Below are 16,525 nucleotides of genomic sequence, written 5' to 3'. Positions count from 1 at the left end.
ATTTATTAAAGATAAAAAGCAACCAAAGCAACAAAAAAGCAACCAAAATTCTGAATGCAAGTGAATATCGGTGAAATCGAAACATTATACATTGTAGAAAAACCTTGCTATAATAACCTTTGCGAATACATATGAAAGAGGGTAAAAGCATGAACGCTTACGATGAATATATGAAGCAGGTTGTGAAACCGATGCGTGAAGAGCTGGTGGGGGCTGGCTTTACGGAGCTGACGACCGCTGATGCGGTGAATGAATTTATGGCAGAGACGAAGGGGACTTCGTTGGTGGTGATTAACTCGGTTTGTGGTTGTGCGGCGGGGCTGGCACGTCCGGCAGCTCGTGAGGCTGTGGCGGCGGTGATGCCAGATCATCTGATAACGGTTTTTGCGGGGCAGGATCCGGAAGCGACTGCAGCGATGCGTAGTTTTTTTGAGGATGTACCACCGAGCTCACCATCAATGGCAATTTTAAAGGATGGGGAACTGGCATACTTTATTCCACGTGAGCAAATTGAAGGATTCCCAGTAGAGCAAATCGTTACTCATTTAACAGGTGTTTTAGAGCAAACATGCGAGAAATAAAGACTATTGTTACGACAGCGGGCAGACCAGACGATGTATCGATGGCGCTCGCTGCTTTTGCATGTAATGAATTAGGGGCTTCCTTTGAGCCACGAAAAAAACGTTCTATTCGTAAAATCTCGGAGGAACTTCATGTACATGTAATAGTTGCTGGAAAAAATCGCTTTGAATACTATGCTTTTGGGGCAAATGAACCGTTTTTCTTTCATCCCAATTCAGCGGCATTTCGCTTAAAGCGTGTAGCTCGTGGAGAAGCAGAGCCATTTTTAGAAGCGGCGCAGCTAGAAATAGGAGACTCATTGCTTGATTGTACGCTTGGACTTGCCGCAGATGCTATGCTTGCCGCATATACAGTTGGTGAAGAAGGGCTTGTCGTAGGGCTTGAAGCAAATCCAAATGTGGCGTTTATTGTCAAGCAGGGGATGCAAACCTATGATACTTCAGAGCTACCATTAACGGAATGTATGCACCGTATTGAAGTGATTCAAGCAGAAGCTACTCGTTATTTAAAAAATTTGCCAGATAAATCTTTTGATGTTGTCTATATGGACCCAATGTTTGAGGAGATTATTGGTGAGGCTACTAATTTTGAGGCGCTTCGACGAGCAGGAGAGCATCCTTCATTATCAGATGAATGGGTGCGTGAAGCACAACGTGTGGCGAAAAAGCGGGTTGTGTTAAAAGCCCACTTTCGTTCAGAATGGTTTGCCAAATATCAATTTCAGCGCTATGAGCGATTGACAGCGAAGTTTCATTATGGTGTGATAGATACCTCTAACTAATAAAGGAGGAGCATTTAGCAGTATTTGCTAAAGCTCTTCCTTTATTATCCTAAAATTCAAAATATGATAATATATAAAGAATAAGAGAAATCCTTGACTGCTAAAAATAAATACGGAGGTGATTTATATGGATTCGAAAGAAACACCACAAGAAAAAAGAGAACGTTTAAGGCAAAATGAATTGAAAAATAATCCTTTAGGGACTTTGAATGAAGGATTAAATCGAGCAGAAAATGGAAATTTAGTGGATGTATCAGGTGGCATGGGTTGGAAAGGTATGATTTTTTTAATTTTTGTGCTGTTTATTGGCTATATCATTTATAGTTACTTCTATACGTAAAATATTTCCCCTATTTTTAACAATGGAGATGTGAAAGGAGAAATTGACAATGACACCAGAGAAGATTCCCCGTTAAGCCCGAGGCCCACCTTGGTCTATCTATCAACGCCATCCTATAACAAATTTAAAAGGAGAGACATTGATAATGGGTCCAAGTAAAATGACTAGAGAAGATAAGATGAATATTGTAATGACGATTGTTAATCAACTTTTAATGAAATATGGTGCAAAGGTAAAAGCAATAGGTTTGTATGGTTCTTTGGCAAGAAAAACAGATGGACCATATTCTGATATTGAAATAAAATGTGTACTCAATTCTTTAACAGAGAGTTTTTCCTATGAGTGGACAGCAGGAGATTGGAAAGCTGAAGTGAATTTTAATGATGTTGAATCGATATTAGAAGAAGCAATAAGTGTTGATGAAGAATGGCCACTAACACATGGACAATTTCTTGATATTCTTCCCCTCTATGACCCTGATTCATTTTTCAATGACCTTAAAGTAAAAATGAATTCCATAGATTCATCTGTTTTTAAAGAAGTGATTTGCCAGACATTAGTGGAAGAAATGTATGAGTACATGGGAAAAATTAGGAATATTCAAGTTCAGGGTCCCGATTCATTTTTACCTATTTTAGCGATGAAACTGGCATTGGGGGGTGCCATGATTGTCGGCCTACACCACCAACGATGTTATACAACCTCTGCCCAAGTTCTATCAGAAGCCCTAACATATACTGATAAGCCAAAAGAATTTGCAAGTTTATGTGAGTTGGTGATGACTGGCAATCTTTCGAATCCACAGCAAATTATGTTAGTTTGCGAAGGTTTTTGGGATTCACTAGTATCATGGTCTACACGACATGGATATATGATAAATGTTTCACAGGAAATACCCTGGTAATTTTAGTGCTTTACTCTTTGAAAATAATGTGCTATAATTATTAACGTGCTATTTTAGGTGGCATATTTCCGTAATCTGGCATTCTGCTTTTTGTTTTTGTAGATACTTATTCACACTGGCGCATGCTTTGGGGCTGCAAGGACGCAAAAGAAGGTTGGGTTTGCGTTGCTTAAGTTAGAAGGCACACAGTGGAATTTTACCGCGGTGATGAAACAATCGTGTTTCAAGATAATATTCCCCAGATGATTGGGTTGAGACTTTTACAATTTACGAAAATGTTACCTATTAAATACTAAAGGGGTGGCTTCGCAATTGCGAGGCTGCCCCTTGTCTAATTCAGTAACCTTTCGCTCAGATGAACGAAAGGTTTTTTGATGCTTATTGGTATATATTACCGTTTACTCCATTTCTACTTTACGTCATAATTGTAATTAGAATTTTAGTAAAATTTTGATAAAGGTGAGGATGACAATGAGAGATGTAAACACGATATCAGTGAATATTATTGAGCAATTAACAAAGGTGGCAAAGGATCGAGAGGAAAGCTTTGACACACTTATAGCACTTTATTGTCAAGAAAGGCTTTTTTATCGATTATCCATTTCTTCCTATCACGATCAATTTTGGCTTGCAGGAGATTCTTTATTGTTCGCTGTAACAGAAGGTGTTGTAAAGCCCCCAAAAAATGCTACACTTGCAGCCAAACCAGTTGCTTATCATATAGATATTATAAAGCAAGCATACAAGGAGATTTGTTCAATGGAGGGGCAAGAGGATGGTATTGAATTTTTAGGGGACGAATTGACTATCTCTTTAGAAAATGAATGGCTTTATATTAAAATACCTACGAACCTGGCGCATTTGAAAACATACATAACATTACAGGTTAACTTTATGAAGAATACACCTGTGGCATCTAAAACAATGGCTTATCCAACATTGTTCCAATCGGCTTCTCCTGTACTGATAATAGAAGCTCCTGAGCATGTTATTGCATCTAAATTTGCAGAAATATATAAAACACCGACCTTAGATACAACAGTGAATGCCATTCAAATAATTTTTGCATTGATCAAGACACAAACAATAGAAGGGCGGGTCTTACAAGAATGTATTGTTTCTTTATTAGATCAACAGCGTCACACTATAGAAAAGGAACACCCATTTTTTATGAGGCAGGCCAAAACGGAAATAGTAACAAGAGAAGTACAAGAGTTCCTTAGCCCCATATATGATGAGATTTTGCATGAAGAAGAATTTTTAAAATATTGGGATTGTACACAACTAAAATGGCAATGAAGATAGAAAAGTCCGTGATTTCACGGACTTTTTTGTAAGAGATAGATTGAAGTAGTTCTTTTAACATTAAACAAATGATAGGAGCATTGTTTACACGACTTTTTAGATTAAATAGCCCCATTATCAATTTCTAAGCTCCTACTGAAAACTCCCTTTGCTTATTATCCTAACTCTCTCATTAAATGTCAGTAAATTTCATAAATCATTGGCGGGTATTTCCAATATCTCGCAATAGCTCTTACGTTTTACCCGCTATTCAATAAAATCGTAGCATGAGTATGACGTAAACTATGAACAGTAATTTTTGGTTCACCATCCTTGTCAAATATGCCAGCCTTTAAAATAGTATTCCATTTTGTGAATTGCAGCTCAACGTTATAGAGCTTCTTTTTTTGATTATTAAAAATTTGTTCGAAGGAATGATTTTGCTTTTGGGAGTATTAACCCTTCCGAAAAAACAAAATTTCGCTTTACATGTTCCTCTTGCTTATTCTTGTCACTTAAACAACGCTTCAAATTCTGCACTTGCTGACGATAAGAGCCATGGCTTCCACCTTCACTAGCATTTGCTCTGAACTGTCTCTTCTCTTAACCAATTAAGCAAGAGCCGTTAGTGTAGGCTAATTGCAATATTATCTAGAATTTTAATATTGAACTTGTGTTATTGAATCAGGAAAAACACAAATCCTCTATTTGGCATTATTACTCCACATTGGAAAACTGGAAAACAATAAGAAAATCTTAAGAATTGGTGTATAAGTTTGTTAAGATTTAATTAGTATTATATCCTTAGACGAATCCTATAAGGTGATCACATGAGCCTAAAGAGATGGAGGAGTGAAAGTAGTTGAACATTTTGATTTGTGATGATGATAAAGAAATTGTAAGGGCGATTAGCATTTACTTAGAAAATGAGGGATATCAAGTATACAAAGCTTACAATGGTATTGAGGCAATCGATCTTATTCGGGATCACGTTATTCATCTAATTATTATGGATATTATGATGCCAAAAATGGATGGTATTACGGCGACGATGAAGATTCGTCAAGATCATATGATTCCGTTAATAATGCTTTCTGCTAAGTCAGAGGATTATGATAAAATACTCGGATTAAATATCGGAGCAGATGATTATATGGCCAAGCCGTTTAATCCATTAGAACTTGTGGCTAGAGTGAAATCACAGCTAAGAAGGTATACGACATTTGGGAGTCTTGGGGTAAGTAGTGATGTATTGCAAACGGGCGGACTGATAATTGATGATGAACAGAAAGTCATCACTGTTGATAAACAAGAGGTTCATTTGACACCAGTACAGTATAAAATTTTAAAGCTTCTCACAGCAAATGCTGGGAGAGTGTTCACAATGGAAGAGATTTATGAAAAGGTATGGAATGAAAGGGCCATTAATCCAGAAAATACGGTTTCTGTTCATATTCGAAAGATTCGAGAAAAAATAGAAATTAATCCAAAGGAGCCGAAATATTTAAAAGTTGTATGGGGGGTTGGGTATAAAGTTGAGAAATATTAGTCATGCACTTATTACGAAAGTGATTGTGTTTCTGATTGCCATTGTTTGTTTAACTGGTACATCGAGGGCAATTATCAACATGGAATTAAATGGGATTCATCTTAGTAGTATCAATCAAAATAATTATTTTGAAAGCCGAGCATTCGCTGATGAAAATTACAGCCTTATTGCCTCCTTAGCACTATTAATCGGAAAATACAAAAGTGAAGAACATATTTTAAGCGGTAAGACACTAACACAAGAAGATATTAGAGAAATTGAAGAAAATCTATATTATGAATTCCGCAATTCATACAGATATAATCCTAGTTTGAATGAAATGGAAAATAGGCGCATATATCAAGAAACATATGCAGATGACATAAATCGTAAAAAAGACGAAAGAATGAAAGAACAGGTAAGGGAATTTTATCGGTTACTCAGCACATTAGAAGCATATAAAGGAATCGAGTTTTATGCGAGTGACGGTAAACATGTATTCTCCAATAGTGAACTAAATAAGAAAGAGCAATTTGAATCATTTGGTGCATATATGCTATTTGAGAATTATCAACAAAAGCTTTATCCAAATGAAGTGAAGGAAAGTCAATATTTGGATTACTTTACACATGAAGTTGAAAAGTTGAATCCACAAACAGACGTCATTTATGTTGCGTTTAAAGAATCTTTCTTACAACAAAAAATGTCAGAATGGGAAAAAGACAAAGGAATTGCCCAAAATCACCTCAATGAATTCATTATATATCTAATAGGCTTTATTATAGCTTTTGTTTATTTAATCATGGTTATTGGAAGAACATCATTTAATGATAAAGAAATTCATTTTTATGTCATTGACAAACTATATAATGATCTCAATATTGTGATAGTCGCGAGTTTAATAGCGATGTGGATAGCAATGATTATTGAAGTATTACATGATATGTACATGCTTCTCACGATACCTATTTTTATCATTGCTTTACTGATGCTTTTATCGCTCGTAAAGCATATCAAAAATAGATCATTATTTCAGCATACACTCATATATCAAATTCTCAGAAAGGTTTTTCTTTCGGTGAAACATGTATTTGATAATGGCAGTATGGCTGTGAAAATCGTGCTGCTTGTCATTGGCTATCCAATAGTTATTGCTGCGACGTTTTTTGTGTCTCCCATTACCATAGGTCTAGCTGCCTGGTTTGCGATGAAAAAGGTGAAGTCGTTTAACCGCATTAAAGAGGGCGTAGAGCAAATTAAGAATGGAGATCTTCATCATCGAATTGAAGTAGACGGAAAAGGGGAGTTTAGCAGACTTGCGGAGAATATTAATAGTATTACCGATGGGTTAAAAAAGTCGGTGGATAGTGAAATCAAGAGCGAACGTTTAAAAACAGAGCTCATTACGAATGTTTCGCATGATATCAGAACGCCTTTAACGTCAATCATTACGTATGTAGATTTATTAAAAATAGAAAACGACCCTGAATTAATTGCTGAATATATAGACGTGTTAGACCAAAAATCGAAAAGACTTAAGCTCTTAACGGATGATTTATTTGAAGCAGCTAAAGCGTCAAGCGGAAGTATGCCTGTCCGGTTAGAACGGATTGACATCGTATCATTACTAACACAAGGAATAGGTGAAATGGGAGAAAAAATTGAAGCGTCGTCATTAGATTTTAAGTTAGCCTACCCAACAGAAAAGGTGTATGTGAAGGCTGATGGTAAGCTCCTATGGCGTTCTGTCGAAAACTTATTCTCGAATATTTTTAAATATGCACAGCCTGCATCAAGGGTATATATTGGGGTTGAAGATTTAGGGAATGAAATACTCGTGACATTTAAAAATATTTCAGCATATGAATTAAATATTTCTGTCGATGAGCTAATGGAACGCTTTAAACGAGGAGATGAATCTAGATCAAGTCAAGGCAGCGGATTAGGGTTGTCAATTGCTGAAAGCCTTATTCACATCCAGCACGGAAAGTTCTTAGTTCAAGTAGACGGCGATTTATTTAAGGCGATGATTTATCTCCCGAAATTTTCAAATGAATAATGCAGCAAAGGAATAGGATATTTGAGTGTCCTATTCTTTTTCAGTGTATAGGCATAGCTATTGCAGGAGGAGCAACAGTTACGCTATCACGTATAAAGAAACGCACATTTTTGTAACTGAGCAATTTCAGTAAGTGCCTTTTCAGAAGATATTATTCAGAAAGGGCTATTTATCATGAAGGAATACATGTATCTGTACTGGGTCCACCTTAAAGATCAGAGAAATAGAGAGTATCGTAAGTAGCATCAAGAGAATGTTCAAGTTCTGCTTTTTTTGATGGCGTTTCAATCTATTTCGGGCTGTGAAATAGTTGGTTTTTGCAGATGAAATGACCTTAATTTTGTGGAAGACTTATCTCATAAGTTTTTATTTCGGGGATAATTGAAGTAGTTGTGTGGATGAACCATTTCCAGAAAGTAATTAAGAGAAAAAAGACACTCAACTGATGTTCCTGGCATGATTGATATGGTGAGCTTCTACTATAATATAGACCTGATGTTAGCAGTATACTTTTAATCAATGTTAATTATAGTAACAGTGCTGAAAAAAGCATTAACAAGAAGGGATAAATCCTTCGCGTTAATGCCTTTTATTTTCACTTAGCTTAAATAGATCTTTTATAAGCATTCATTGTCGAAGTATATTGGAATAATTTAGGGTTGACTAGTCCCTCACGTAAATCCATCATCCCTAATTGTCCCATTCTATTCAGTAAAGGAATCAACCAACTACCACTTGGAGCACCTTGTAACACTTTAATTTGATCGGATGATAACTTTGAAACTTTACTAGCATCAATAGGTTCTTTGGTATTTTCTATTGCTTCTTGAAAAGCTTTCACATCAGTTTTATACGTATTCTCGCCAATTTGTTCAGTAAAACCTTTATATCCGTAAGCTCCTTGAAGGATAATTAACCTTATACCCATATCTTCCATAGAAACCATTTTTAAATACACCTCTCTTCAATGGATTTCTAAATTATAAATGTGGAATATTTATAGTTCTTTCAATGGTGTTCCAAGGGTAACTTTGTGAAGTAGAATTAAACTTATATCATGCAGAAGTTCCACTTGAGATATTTAAGTCTGAATTAAAAGTTACTTTATGATAAAACCCATTCAAATATTCTGTCATTATTAAAATCTTAGGAATCAACATTAATTTTATAATCTCGATTTTGATAAGTAATACGCTCAAGCATCGAACCATTGATTGTCATTTCCATATCCATCTTCCATTGCTCCTACGGCAACAGTGCCTGAAACTGCATGAGAAGTTTGCTCCAAGCCAGTATCCTCAGTTTGTTCATTGATTGTTCTAACTTGTGATGCTATTTGATCAATATAGAGAGCTGTTAATGGTGGTGTGGACTATTTATTAATTCTTCGTTAACTTTAGCAGCCTCATCGGAAGTTTCTAATGTAATAGTCCAATCAGGATGTTTTGTTTTTAGATTTTCAATTAATGGAGCTACTTCAATCATATCTTTCTCTACTTCTGAAGCTTCAGCACTATTTAGCCCCAATAAACCACTTATTTTAGCACATGATAATTATCGTACAAATAATTCCATGTTTAATACTTTTAAACAAAGTAACTAATTTTATTTTTTAATGAACTTTATTGTCACTTCAGAAAATGTTCATTATTAAGTAGGCTTAAAGTCAGTCATCATGCATTTTCAAATTGTTCAATTTAAGATGTATAATAAATGATACATATAGAGATGCCATTAGTGTATGATAATTGGATATGCAAGAGTAAGTTCAAAAGACCAGAATTTGAAAAGTAAGTAGATGAATTGGAAAAATTTTGTTGTTTAAAAATATGTATTATCTTAATTATGTGTAAAAGTATTTAATGTTAATTAGTGAGCCTAATCATATTTGTTGGAACAAAATTTATTCATATGATTAGGATCTCAAATAAAAGCTTTTTTGTAAGAAAGTGATTTTTATATTTAACAAATAAAAAAGATTGAAGCGGTTTGCCCCAATCTTTCTCACTCACACATTCCTATACACACGCCGTATATTTTTTGCTCCAATTAGCCCTAGAGTTGCCCCAAAGAAGTGCCTCAACCAGCTCCAATTTAAAGCATTTTTTTTACATCATTGCATTAAATAAAATTCAGAAATAATAGCAAAAGCTTGATAACACGGCATTATACATACGAATTGTTTTCAATTTGCATTATGACTAAATTAGTCAGTGAAGCATAAAGATGATAAGTAACCTAACATTAATAAAAGACCAATACCCATTGCGATTTCCATGCTTGTACCTCCTTTAAAAAAACGACACATTTATCTGCACATACTTTCCTTCAAGTAAGTGCAACATTGCTTTAACTAACATTCATAGGTGATTGAAATTTCCACCAGTGCATGAAGTTTCTCTTTATACATAAATATTGTACAATGAATTTTAGAAATATGAAACCTTTTATTAGCTTGTACGTATATATTAGTAGCAGAATTACCAATTTGTACATAAAAGAGAGAAGGTGTTAATTAATGAAGAAGTGGGTTAAAAAGAGTATTGTCATTATGGTTGCGTTTTTAACATTTGGATTAATTACGCCAACACATGAGATATGGGAAGCATTTGATTATAATCCTTCAAATCGTGCTTCAATAGGTCCAGATCAAGGGACAGGCACTGCCCTTGCTGCAGCACCAGATAACACCCAGGTAGTGCAAACAGAAATACAACAAGACCCAGTAAACTATAATTCGTTACTTATAGATGCTGCGAAGGAACAATCCTACATAAAGTTCGGCACAAAAATTGGTCCAAAAATCAGCAATGAATTTGATGCTATTATTTTTCCAAAAATGGAGGAAGCTATTGCGATGACAGTAGCTGGCTTAGATAATACATCATTAGCATCCTTAACAATCTCAGAAAGACCAAGTGGAAATTATGGAGAAAAAATCTTTAATGTCATTAATAATGAAACAGGTAATGATTTAATTCGTTTCCATGTGCGTACTGAAAAAAGACCACAGGAAGGCTATTATTATAACTTCCATTATCATAGTGCGGAGGATAACTTCATGGCACACTACAATTTAGGAGATATCTATTGGGAGAAAAATACTCCTCCAAAATGGTTGTCATAACAATGAAAAGCCATTCACGCTAGGTCGTGAATGGCTTTTTCTCAGACTATTCTGTATGAATTTTAAAATAATGTTTTTTATATACAAAAATAGTAAGGTGCTAAGTTAGCTATACTATTTTTGTTTTACATATATAGTAATATAGTTTGATATTAGGAGGGAATGCATCCTCGGATGTGAAAAGCATGAAACAATTTTTTGGAAAATTAAATAAAATCGATACATTTTCACCGTATTTCTTTTTACCCTTTATTTTAGTACTCTATTTTTTCACAAGTATGTTTGATTGGCATAAGTTTGAACAATTTAATATAACTGTATCGATTTGGCCACCCGTTATTTTAGCAGTGATTTGCTATTACATAGGTGTTTACGTTATTGACAAACTACAATGGACCATTCCTTCATTTGGTCTGTCATTTTTAAGCAGATATGTGATTCATTTTATTGTGTTTCTTACTATTCTTGGTTTAGGTGCTTATATATTAATGACGTTTGAGGGCGGATTTGGTATTTCTGATGAATCTAATCGCCGGAATCTAGATCCAAAGCTGAACTTCTTTAGTCAATTACTATGGTTTGGCGTTTTATTGCTATTGTCGTACAAAATGATATTAGAAAAGCATATGAACTGGAAAAAGGCATGCATATATGGTGTTATTTTTGCGGCTGTAATGTTCTTATTTTTATTAATGGCTTACCGAACACCATTGATTATTATGTTGTTTACTGGCATTATCATTTTCCACTACGTAGTGAAACGAGTGAAACTAACATGGTTTTTAACAACGTTGTTTGTTATTGGTTTTGCATTCTCCATGTTTAGTTTTTTACGAGTAATATCGGAGGATCAATCATTAGCATTTAATAATCGAGATCAGCCAGATATTGAGTTGTTGGAAGAAGAGGCAAAAGAGAAGCTATTAACGGCCGAACAAAAGGTGAACTTAACCCCACAATGGATACGTGCCATTAATGCGGAAAGTGTGACTAGTCATATTGTGTTAAGTACAATTATTGAATATACACAACAGGAAGGCTATTTACATGGTCAAATCCATAAAGGAATTTTTAGTACAGTATTACCTGGTAAGCAAATTTCACCTCGAATGAAGGTATCAGAGGTTGTCAATTCGATTAGTGTAGAGAAGGGAATAATTATCACACGTGAAAATCGCACGACTACGCCGACCTTTATTGGTCAATTGTTTTTAGATGGCGGCTATTTATTAGTGGCGATTGGTTTCTTCCTTTACGGTGCCTTAATTTCACTTGTTTATAATAAGGTGAAGCAAGAGGGTATCCGTAGTTTCCATTCAGTTGCTTATGCATTTATCATTACGCTTTTCACAGTTTCAATGCATACAGGATTACTTGATTTAATCTTAGTTTTGATGTTAGGCTTTGTTATCATTGCATCTTCCGTTATTAAAATGGATAAACAGACTGTCCGTTATTAAAGGCAAAAAGACTATCCCAGTTGGTGATAGTCTTTTTACGTTTCATTATTTATTGTGTGATGCGCTCAAAAAATGCCTGTGTCTTTTCTATATCCGTTACATGCTGATTACAAGCCTGGCTATCTGCGCAAATATAATTACTATGATTGGTGAACGTTCCGACGATATTTCCTTTGACAGTGGTTGTCAATAGACCTACATCAGAATGCCGATTGCAAAGGGCACATATACCTCGAATGGTTGTGTTGGAGAATGTGCCTTTGATTGCTTTTAGTTGTTCACCTTGCTCGATTACGATGTATTTTCGATGTGTACCAGGGTCATCCCAGGCTAAATAACTAATGTGCTGAAAATCCATCTCTTCAAGCTTTGGTAGCTTTAATTTTTTTTCTTTTTTAAATAGATTTTTCAGTGTGCTTGCTGTGACGGCTTTAAAGGGAATAACATAGGGAATTAATTGTGCTAAATACTCTTCCCCCTGTGCACGATCCATCACAGAAAAGACCTGTTCTATTAATTGTGCTTGCGCATCAGTAAGCGATAATTTTGACCTAATGTCGCTATCGATAATGCCATGTACGGCAAGGATGACATTTTTATCTTTTGTCGTAGCTAGTGCTTGCAATAATTTATTCATTTGTTGTTCAAGTAAATGGTAGTTTGCGACCGTTAAAAACGGCTGTATAGTTTGATTATTCATAAGAAATCACTCCTGTGTATTAGGCTTTTGAAAAATGATGGCCTAAAGAGATCATTCAAATCATTTATTTTACTTAGACCTCTTTGACCTGTAATAGGGAAGGTCTAGAGCATGCATTACAATAGAATGCTTTCATTTTGATACCTCCTTTAATGAAAACGTTGGTATATATAAGGTTTTATATAGGTTGAATTAAACGAGCAATAAAGAAGCAACTAATCTACATTAACTTGTTAAATATCTTCAAATCTTTGACTTTAACTTCATCAGTTAAGGGACCATAAGTACTTATAGATATATAAACATGAGCATGATTCAATTGCTCTTGTATAGTCTTGAAAATTACTCCATAACCATTGTATAAAAAGCGAAGATAAGACAGTGTGAATTTTTATATTTCAACTCATTCATTTTAGCAAATTTTGACCAAGCTCTCGTTAATGAACTGGTGTAGCTAGTCAATGGTAATGGTATATACTTTTATTCACACATAAAGTGTGCGATTTTTTATTTTTAGGAAGTAAATGAGAATACCTTGTTTTCCTCATCAAAGTGCAACTGTTTATTAATATAAATTTTGTTATGCTCATAGTCAATGGAATTTGAATTAATTCTTTTCAATATTAAAATATGCTTTTCAAAATAAGGATAGCTGGATTTATCAATTATTATATTAAGTCGCGTGATGTTAATTTACATTTTTGATTGTGGTACAAGCATTCAACACATGCTAGCAGCTACAAATAGGACAGAAAGATTTTATGTCGTTGAATAAGAAGCGGATAACATGAAGGGAGGAAGTGTAGTTGATATATGATGGGTCTTAACAAACTATTTGTTGCTTTCTTTTAACTATCAAAACTGCCTAAAATCATAAAATCTACAATAACTCCACTTACTGGATTTTCTGAACCTAATACACTAATTCCTAAAACTGTTACACCACTAATATTTGTAACATTAGCAGAGACATATTTTCCAGTAATATTCTTCTCTCTCATTTGTACTCTTGGCCTTAAATTTATTGAGGGATTTGTAGAATATACGCTTGACACTGCAAAGTCAATAGTTGATAATAGCGGATTACCATTAGCTAATGCATTGTCTGTAAAATAAAAAGTAGCTATACCATTTGCGTCTGATGTAGCTTGTCCATAAACCATGCGCTTTTCTTTTTTTGGTTTCGACTCTCCCGCTTTAAACACATGAAATAATGTTGGTGCTAGTGTAATAAATTCAATGCTCATAGCCATTCTCCTTTTAGTATGTATCAATGTATGATTCATAATATTCTATGAACTTATTTTTAGTTTATTACTTTAATGTTCTTGTTGATTCTTGTTTAAATAAAAGAGGACAACTTAATTTGTGGGAGTGGAAAGGAATATTTAGTGAACATTTTGAAGTAGATGATGGTGAAGAGGAAAAACAAAAAAAAGCAAAAAAGTCGCAGTAAAGATAATAATCAATGATAGAAATAGTAAATACTTTTGCTTGCATAATTAAAGAGTCTATATCCAACTAGTTTTACTAAGGGCTTCTTCCATGATCTAACCATGACAATTTTAGATTCCCTTATTAGTATCTCTTTTTAGAAGGATGGCTAATAAGGAAATCTTATAAGGTAAGTAATTGTCTATGTATTTGTCATGATGAAATTTTGTCATTGGATAAACAATATTATCTCCTGCAAAATGATAAATAATTGCACAACGCTAGAAGTTCCTACTAAATATATTTTATTATTGTGTAACTTTCTTCATAAAGTCTAGCTCTTGAGCTATATTGTATTGTGCTTCCTCTGTTGAAAAATCACCATTATAACTATGTGCTAGATTCGATTCTTCAGGAGTAATATATAATGTAACATCTATTCCTAAAGATGATAACTTTTCTTCGAAATCTAATGCTTGATCAGTGAAGGTTGCAAATGTTCCCTCCGTTAAATAAGTACTTGGAAAATCCACATTTACATTTTCGATAACATTTGCTTCAGCTACCTCGGAGATACTTTTAAATTCATTTGAATCAAAATAAGCTCTAATCATACCGTTGAAAAGCCAGTTTGTAAATGCAAAACCTGTATGGTCGACACGTTTTATATCTATTAAAGCACAATTTAAAATAACTCCTTTTATTGTTATATCCTTTGTTACCTTAAATCCATATTTTTCTGCATATTCATTATTAGTTTGAATAATCGTTAATTGGCCTGCTAATTGTCCACCAGCCGAACCACCAGAAATCACAAAGTTATTTTTATCGATACCATATTGTTCTGCATTCTCAGCAACATAACTTAGAGCCTCTGTTGCTTGAATAATTGGTACAGGATATAAATAATCAGGGGATAAGGCATAATTCATTGAGACTACAATGTATCCTTCATCAACAAAGTGCTGAACAGATTCTTCATCATCAACTTTATCACCCCATGCAAAACCGCCACCATGTATATTAAAAAGTACAGGTCTTGTAGTTGGTGTATCTCCTTCTGGTACAAAAATATCTAAATAATTATTAGGAAAATTACTTGCATAGGGTACATTTCTATATACTTTTGTATTATCACTTAATACCTCTTCGTTTTGTTCCACACGCTCATCGTAACTGTATTCAGCACCTAAAAAACTTCCTGTAACCTTTAGAAATGGTGCTGGATTAAAATGGTTAATAATAATAATCAATAATATGCTTGTTGTCAATATAATTACCATCCATTTGAATATTTTTAAAAATTTTCTCATAATTTTTATACTCCTTTTTAATTGTTCGAAAATGATACCCCTGCAGAAGAATTATCAAATATTTTATTGTCCATTTTTGGTGCTAGTTTATTAGAGTTATATCGTCAGCAAAGTAATTTTATGTAGCTCAAAAAGGAGGGTATTCTTTGTAATAATAAAAAAATAAAAGAGTCACTGCTGGTCCTTCAGTGACCCTTAAAAAGGTAGGTGAAAATTAAATGCCTTTTCACAATTAAAATATGACATAGCTCACGGTTTTGTATAGGAAGTTGCCTAGAGAGGTATATAAAAAAACGTAGCGTCGACACACGCTAAAGCTTAGAAGTGGTTTTGCTCCTTTTATGGCTAATTAAAACACATCTACTAATATAAGACATAGGGACAGAACTGTGAATAAAAGAGCACCACCCACAGTAAAGAAATATTTATTGGATCAATGAATATGACTGTATGGGAAATAAAGTAAAAAAGTGAAATGGTTTAACTGTAATTGGGATAATAAAACAGCACAGTAGGGATATTGAAGCAATGTTACCCAAAGCAGCAATGTAGTTATGAAAAGGTCAAGCATGTGATAACAATGGTGAGGTTATGATCGATAGTAGAAAAATTGATTTGCACAATGTAATTGTCATGTATCAAATTAAATTAGTTAAATAGATTTTGGAGGGTTTTACCTATTTGAGATTATAGCCCATGCTTTACATATTATGACTAATATAATGAAACTGATTGTAGGTTAAAAACAATTTGATTTTATTCACATAATAAAAAATAAAGGAGAATGATACAATGAGTTTTGGCCATTATTCGAATTGGATTATATACACTCAACATTCTTATGTTCAAGAACCTGATGGAGGTGATTTCCAATGATGCCAGGAGGAATGCCGATGCCGGGTGGAATGCCGATGCCGGGTGGAATGCCGATGCCGGGTGGAATGCAGATGCCGGGTGGAATGCCGATGCCGGGTGGAATGCCGATGCCGGGTGGAATGCCGATGCTGGGTGGA

General features: G+C 34.4%; 15 protein-coding genes. 9 read left to right on the top strand and 6 right to left on the bottom strand.

Annotated features, from left to right (window positions below; translation table 11 throughout):
* The first annotated feature begins 149 nt into the window (after positions 1–149).
* The 7 genes from AC1RNS_RS19650 (at position 150) to AC1RNS_RS19620 (ending at position 7,478) form a co-directional block, all read left to right on the top strand.
* Positions 150–581 carry a BrxA/BrxB family bacilliredoxin gene (locus tag AC1RNS_RS19650; protein WP_492995110.1) on the top strand — a complete coding sequence of 144 codons (432 nt, stop codon included), beginning with the start codon at positions 150–152 and terminating at the stop codon, positions 579–581.
* Positions 569–1,363 (top strand): class I SAM-dependent methyltransferase, encoded by a 795-nt coding sequence (locus AC1RNS_RS19645; protein ID WP_492995109.1) that lies wholly within the window; start codon positions 569–571, stop codon positions 1,361–1,363. Before AC1RNS_RS19650 ends, AC1RNS_RS19645 begins: the two co-directional genes overlap by 13 nt.
* A gap of 127 nt (positions 1,364–1,490) precedes the next feature.
* Positions 1,491–1,703: a DUF6366 family protein gene (locus AC1RNS_RS19640; protein WP_492995107.1), complete on the top strand. Its 213-nt coding sequence runs from the start codon at positions 1,491–1,493 to the stop codon at positions 1,701–1,703.
* 142 nt (positions 1,704–1,845) lie between these two features.
* Positions 1,846–2,607 (top strand): ANT(4')-I family aminoglycoside nucleotidyltransferase, encoded by a 762-nt coding sequence (locus AC1RNS_RS19635; protein ID WP_492995175.1) that lies wholly within the window; start codon positions 1,846–1,848, stop codon positions 2,605–2,607.
* A 471-nt stretch (positions 2,608–3,078) separates the two neighbouring features.
* Entirely contained in the window at positions 3,079–3,906 is an 828-nt protein-coding gene (locus AC1RNS_RS19630; RefSeq protein ID WP_492995106.1) for a nucleotidyl transferase AbiEii/AbiGii toxin family protein, read from the top strand.
* A gap of 847 nt (positions 3,907–4,753) precedes the next feature.
* On the top strand, positions 4,754–5,440 hold the full coding sequence (locus AC1RNS_RS19625; RefSeq protein WP_492995105.1) for a response regulator transcription factor: 687 nt from the start codon (positions 4,754–4,756) through the stop codon (positions 5,438–5,440).
* Positions 5,427–7,478: a HAMP domain-containing sensor histidine kinase gene (locus AC1RNS_RS19620; RefSeq protein ID WP_492995104.1), complete on the top strand. Its 2,052-nt coding sequence runs from the start codon at positions 5,427–5,429 to the stop codon at positions 7,476–7,478. Before AC1RNS_RS19625 ends, AC1RNS_RS19620 begins: the two co-directional genes overlap by 14 nt.
* Before the next feature lie 604 nt (positions 7,479–8,082).
* Here the strand turns inward: AC1RNS_RS19620 and AC1RNS_RS19615 are convergent.
* Both AC1RNS_RS19615 and AC1RNS_RS19610 read right to left on the bottom strand, forming a co-directional pair.
* The gene (locus AC1RNS_RS19615) at positions 8,083–8,424 is read right to left on the bottom strand and encodes a hypothetical protein (RefSeq protein WP_492995102.1); all 342 of its coding nucleotides are present in this window, start codon (positions 8,422–8,424) and stop codon (positions 8,083–8,085) included.
* 410 nt (positions 8,425–8,834) lie between these two features.
* Entirely contained in the window at positions 8,835–9,005 is a 171-nt protein-coding gene (locus AC1RNS_RS19610; RefSeq protein ID WP_492995101.1) for a hypothetical protein, read from the bottom strand.
* Positions 9,006–9,996: 991 nt separating this feature from the next.
* On the opposite strand from AC1RNS_RS19610, the gene AC1RNS_RS19605 reads away from it, so the two are divergent.
* Together AC1RNS_RS19605 and AC1RNS_RS19600 are read left to right on the top strand one after the other, a co-directional pair.
* Complete coding sequence (locus AC1RNS_RS19605) at positions 9,997–10,605, top strand: YpjP family protein (RefSeq protein WP_492995099.1); 609 nt, start codon at positions 9,997–9,999, stop codon at positions 10,603–10,605.
* Between the two features lie 185 nt (positions 10,606–10,790).
* Entirely contained in the window at positions 10,791–12,065 is a 1,275-nt protein-coding gene (locus AC1RNS_RS19600; RefSeq protein WP_492995097.1) for an oligosaccharide repeat unit polymerase, read from the top strand.
* A 49-nt stretch (positions 12,066–12,114) separates the two neighbouring features.
* On the opposite strand, the gene AC1RNS_RS19595 is transcribed toward AC1RNS_RS19600, so the two are convergent.
* The 4 genes from AC1RNS_RS19595 to AC1RNS_RS19580 all read right to left on the bottom strand — a co-directional run.
* Positions 12,115–12,765, bottom strand: a complete 651-nt coding sequence (locus AC1RNS_RS19595) for a FusB/FusC family EF-G-binding protein (protein ID WP_492995096.1) — start codon at positions 12,763–12,765, stop codon at positions 12,115–12,117.
* A gap of 848 nt (positions 12,766–13,613) precedes the next feature.
* The gene (locus AC1RNS_RS19590; RefSeq protein WP_492995095.1) at positions 13,614–14,012 is read right to left on the bottom strand and encodes a hypothetical protein; all 399 of its coding nucleotides are present in this window, start codon (positions 14,010–14,012) and stop codon (positions 13,614–13,616) included.
* 495 nt (positions 14,013–14,507) lie between these two features.
* Positions 14,508–15,512 (bottom strand): alpha/beta hydrolase, encoded by a 1,005-nt coding sequence (locus AC1RNS_RS19585; RefSeq protein WP_492995093.1) that lies wholly within the window; start codon positions 15,510–15,512, stop codon positions 14,508–14,510.
* A gap of 820 nt (positions 15,513–16,332) precedes the next feature.
* The coding region (locus AC1RNS_RS19580; protein ID WP_492995092.1) for a hypothetical protein at positions 16,333–16,525 on the bottom strand (193 nt) is incomplete at its 5' end.

It is taken from the genome of Lysinibacillus sp. GW821-FHT14F06 (genome assembly GCF_058803665.1).
The sequence above is the reverse complement of the archived record's forward strand: the minus strand, read 5'-3'. Positions and strand labels throughout refer to the sequence as shown.

Bases quoted from the DNA above. Each gene is read 5' to 3' on its own strand.
- AC1RNS_RS19605 (WP_492995099.1), top strand. From the start codon at position 9,997: ATGAAGAAGTGGGTTAAAAAGAGTATTGTCATTATGGTTGCGTTTTTA.
- AC1RNS_RS19600 (WP_492995097.1), top strand. From the start codon at position 10,791: ATGAAACAATTTTTTGGAAAATTAAATAAAATCGATACATTTTCACCG.
- AC1RNS_RS19640 (WP_492995107.1), top strand. From the start codon at position 1,491: ATGGATTCGAAAGAAACACCACAAGAAAAAAGAGAACGTTTAAGGCAA.
- AC1RNS_RS19585 (WP_492995093.1), bottom strand. From the start codon at position 15,512: ATGAGAAAATTTTTAAAAATATTCAAATGGATGGTAATTATATTGACA.
- AC1RNS_RS19590 (WP_492995095.1), bottom strand. From the start codon at position 14,012: ATGAGCATTGAATTTATTACACTAGCACCAACATTATTTCATGTGTTT.
- AC1RNS_RS19630 (WP_492995106.1), top strand. From the start codon at position 3,079: ATGAGAGATGTAAACACGATATCAGTGAATATTATTGAGCAATTAACA.
- AC1RNS_RS19650 (WP_492995110.1), top strand. From the start codon at position 150: ATGAACGCTTACGATGAATATATGAAGCAGGTTGTGAAACCGATGCGT.
- AC1RNS_RS19595 (WP_492995096.1), bottom strand. From the start codon at position 12,765: ATGAATAATCAAACTATACAGCCGTTTTTAACGGTCGCAAACTACCAT.
- AC1RNS_RS19645 (WP_492995109.1), top strand. From the start codon at position 569: ATGCGAGAAATAAAGACTATTGTTACGACAGCGGGCAGACCAGACGAT.
- AC1RNS_RS19615 (WP_492995102.1), bottom strand. From the start codon at position 8,424: ATGGTTTCTATGGAAGATATGGGTATAAGGTTAATTATCCTTCAAGGA.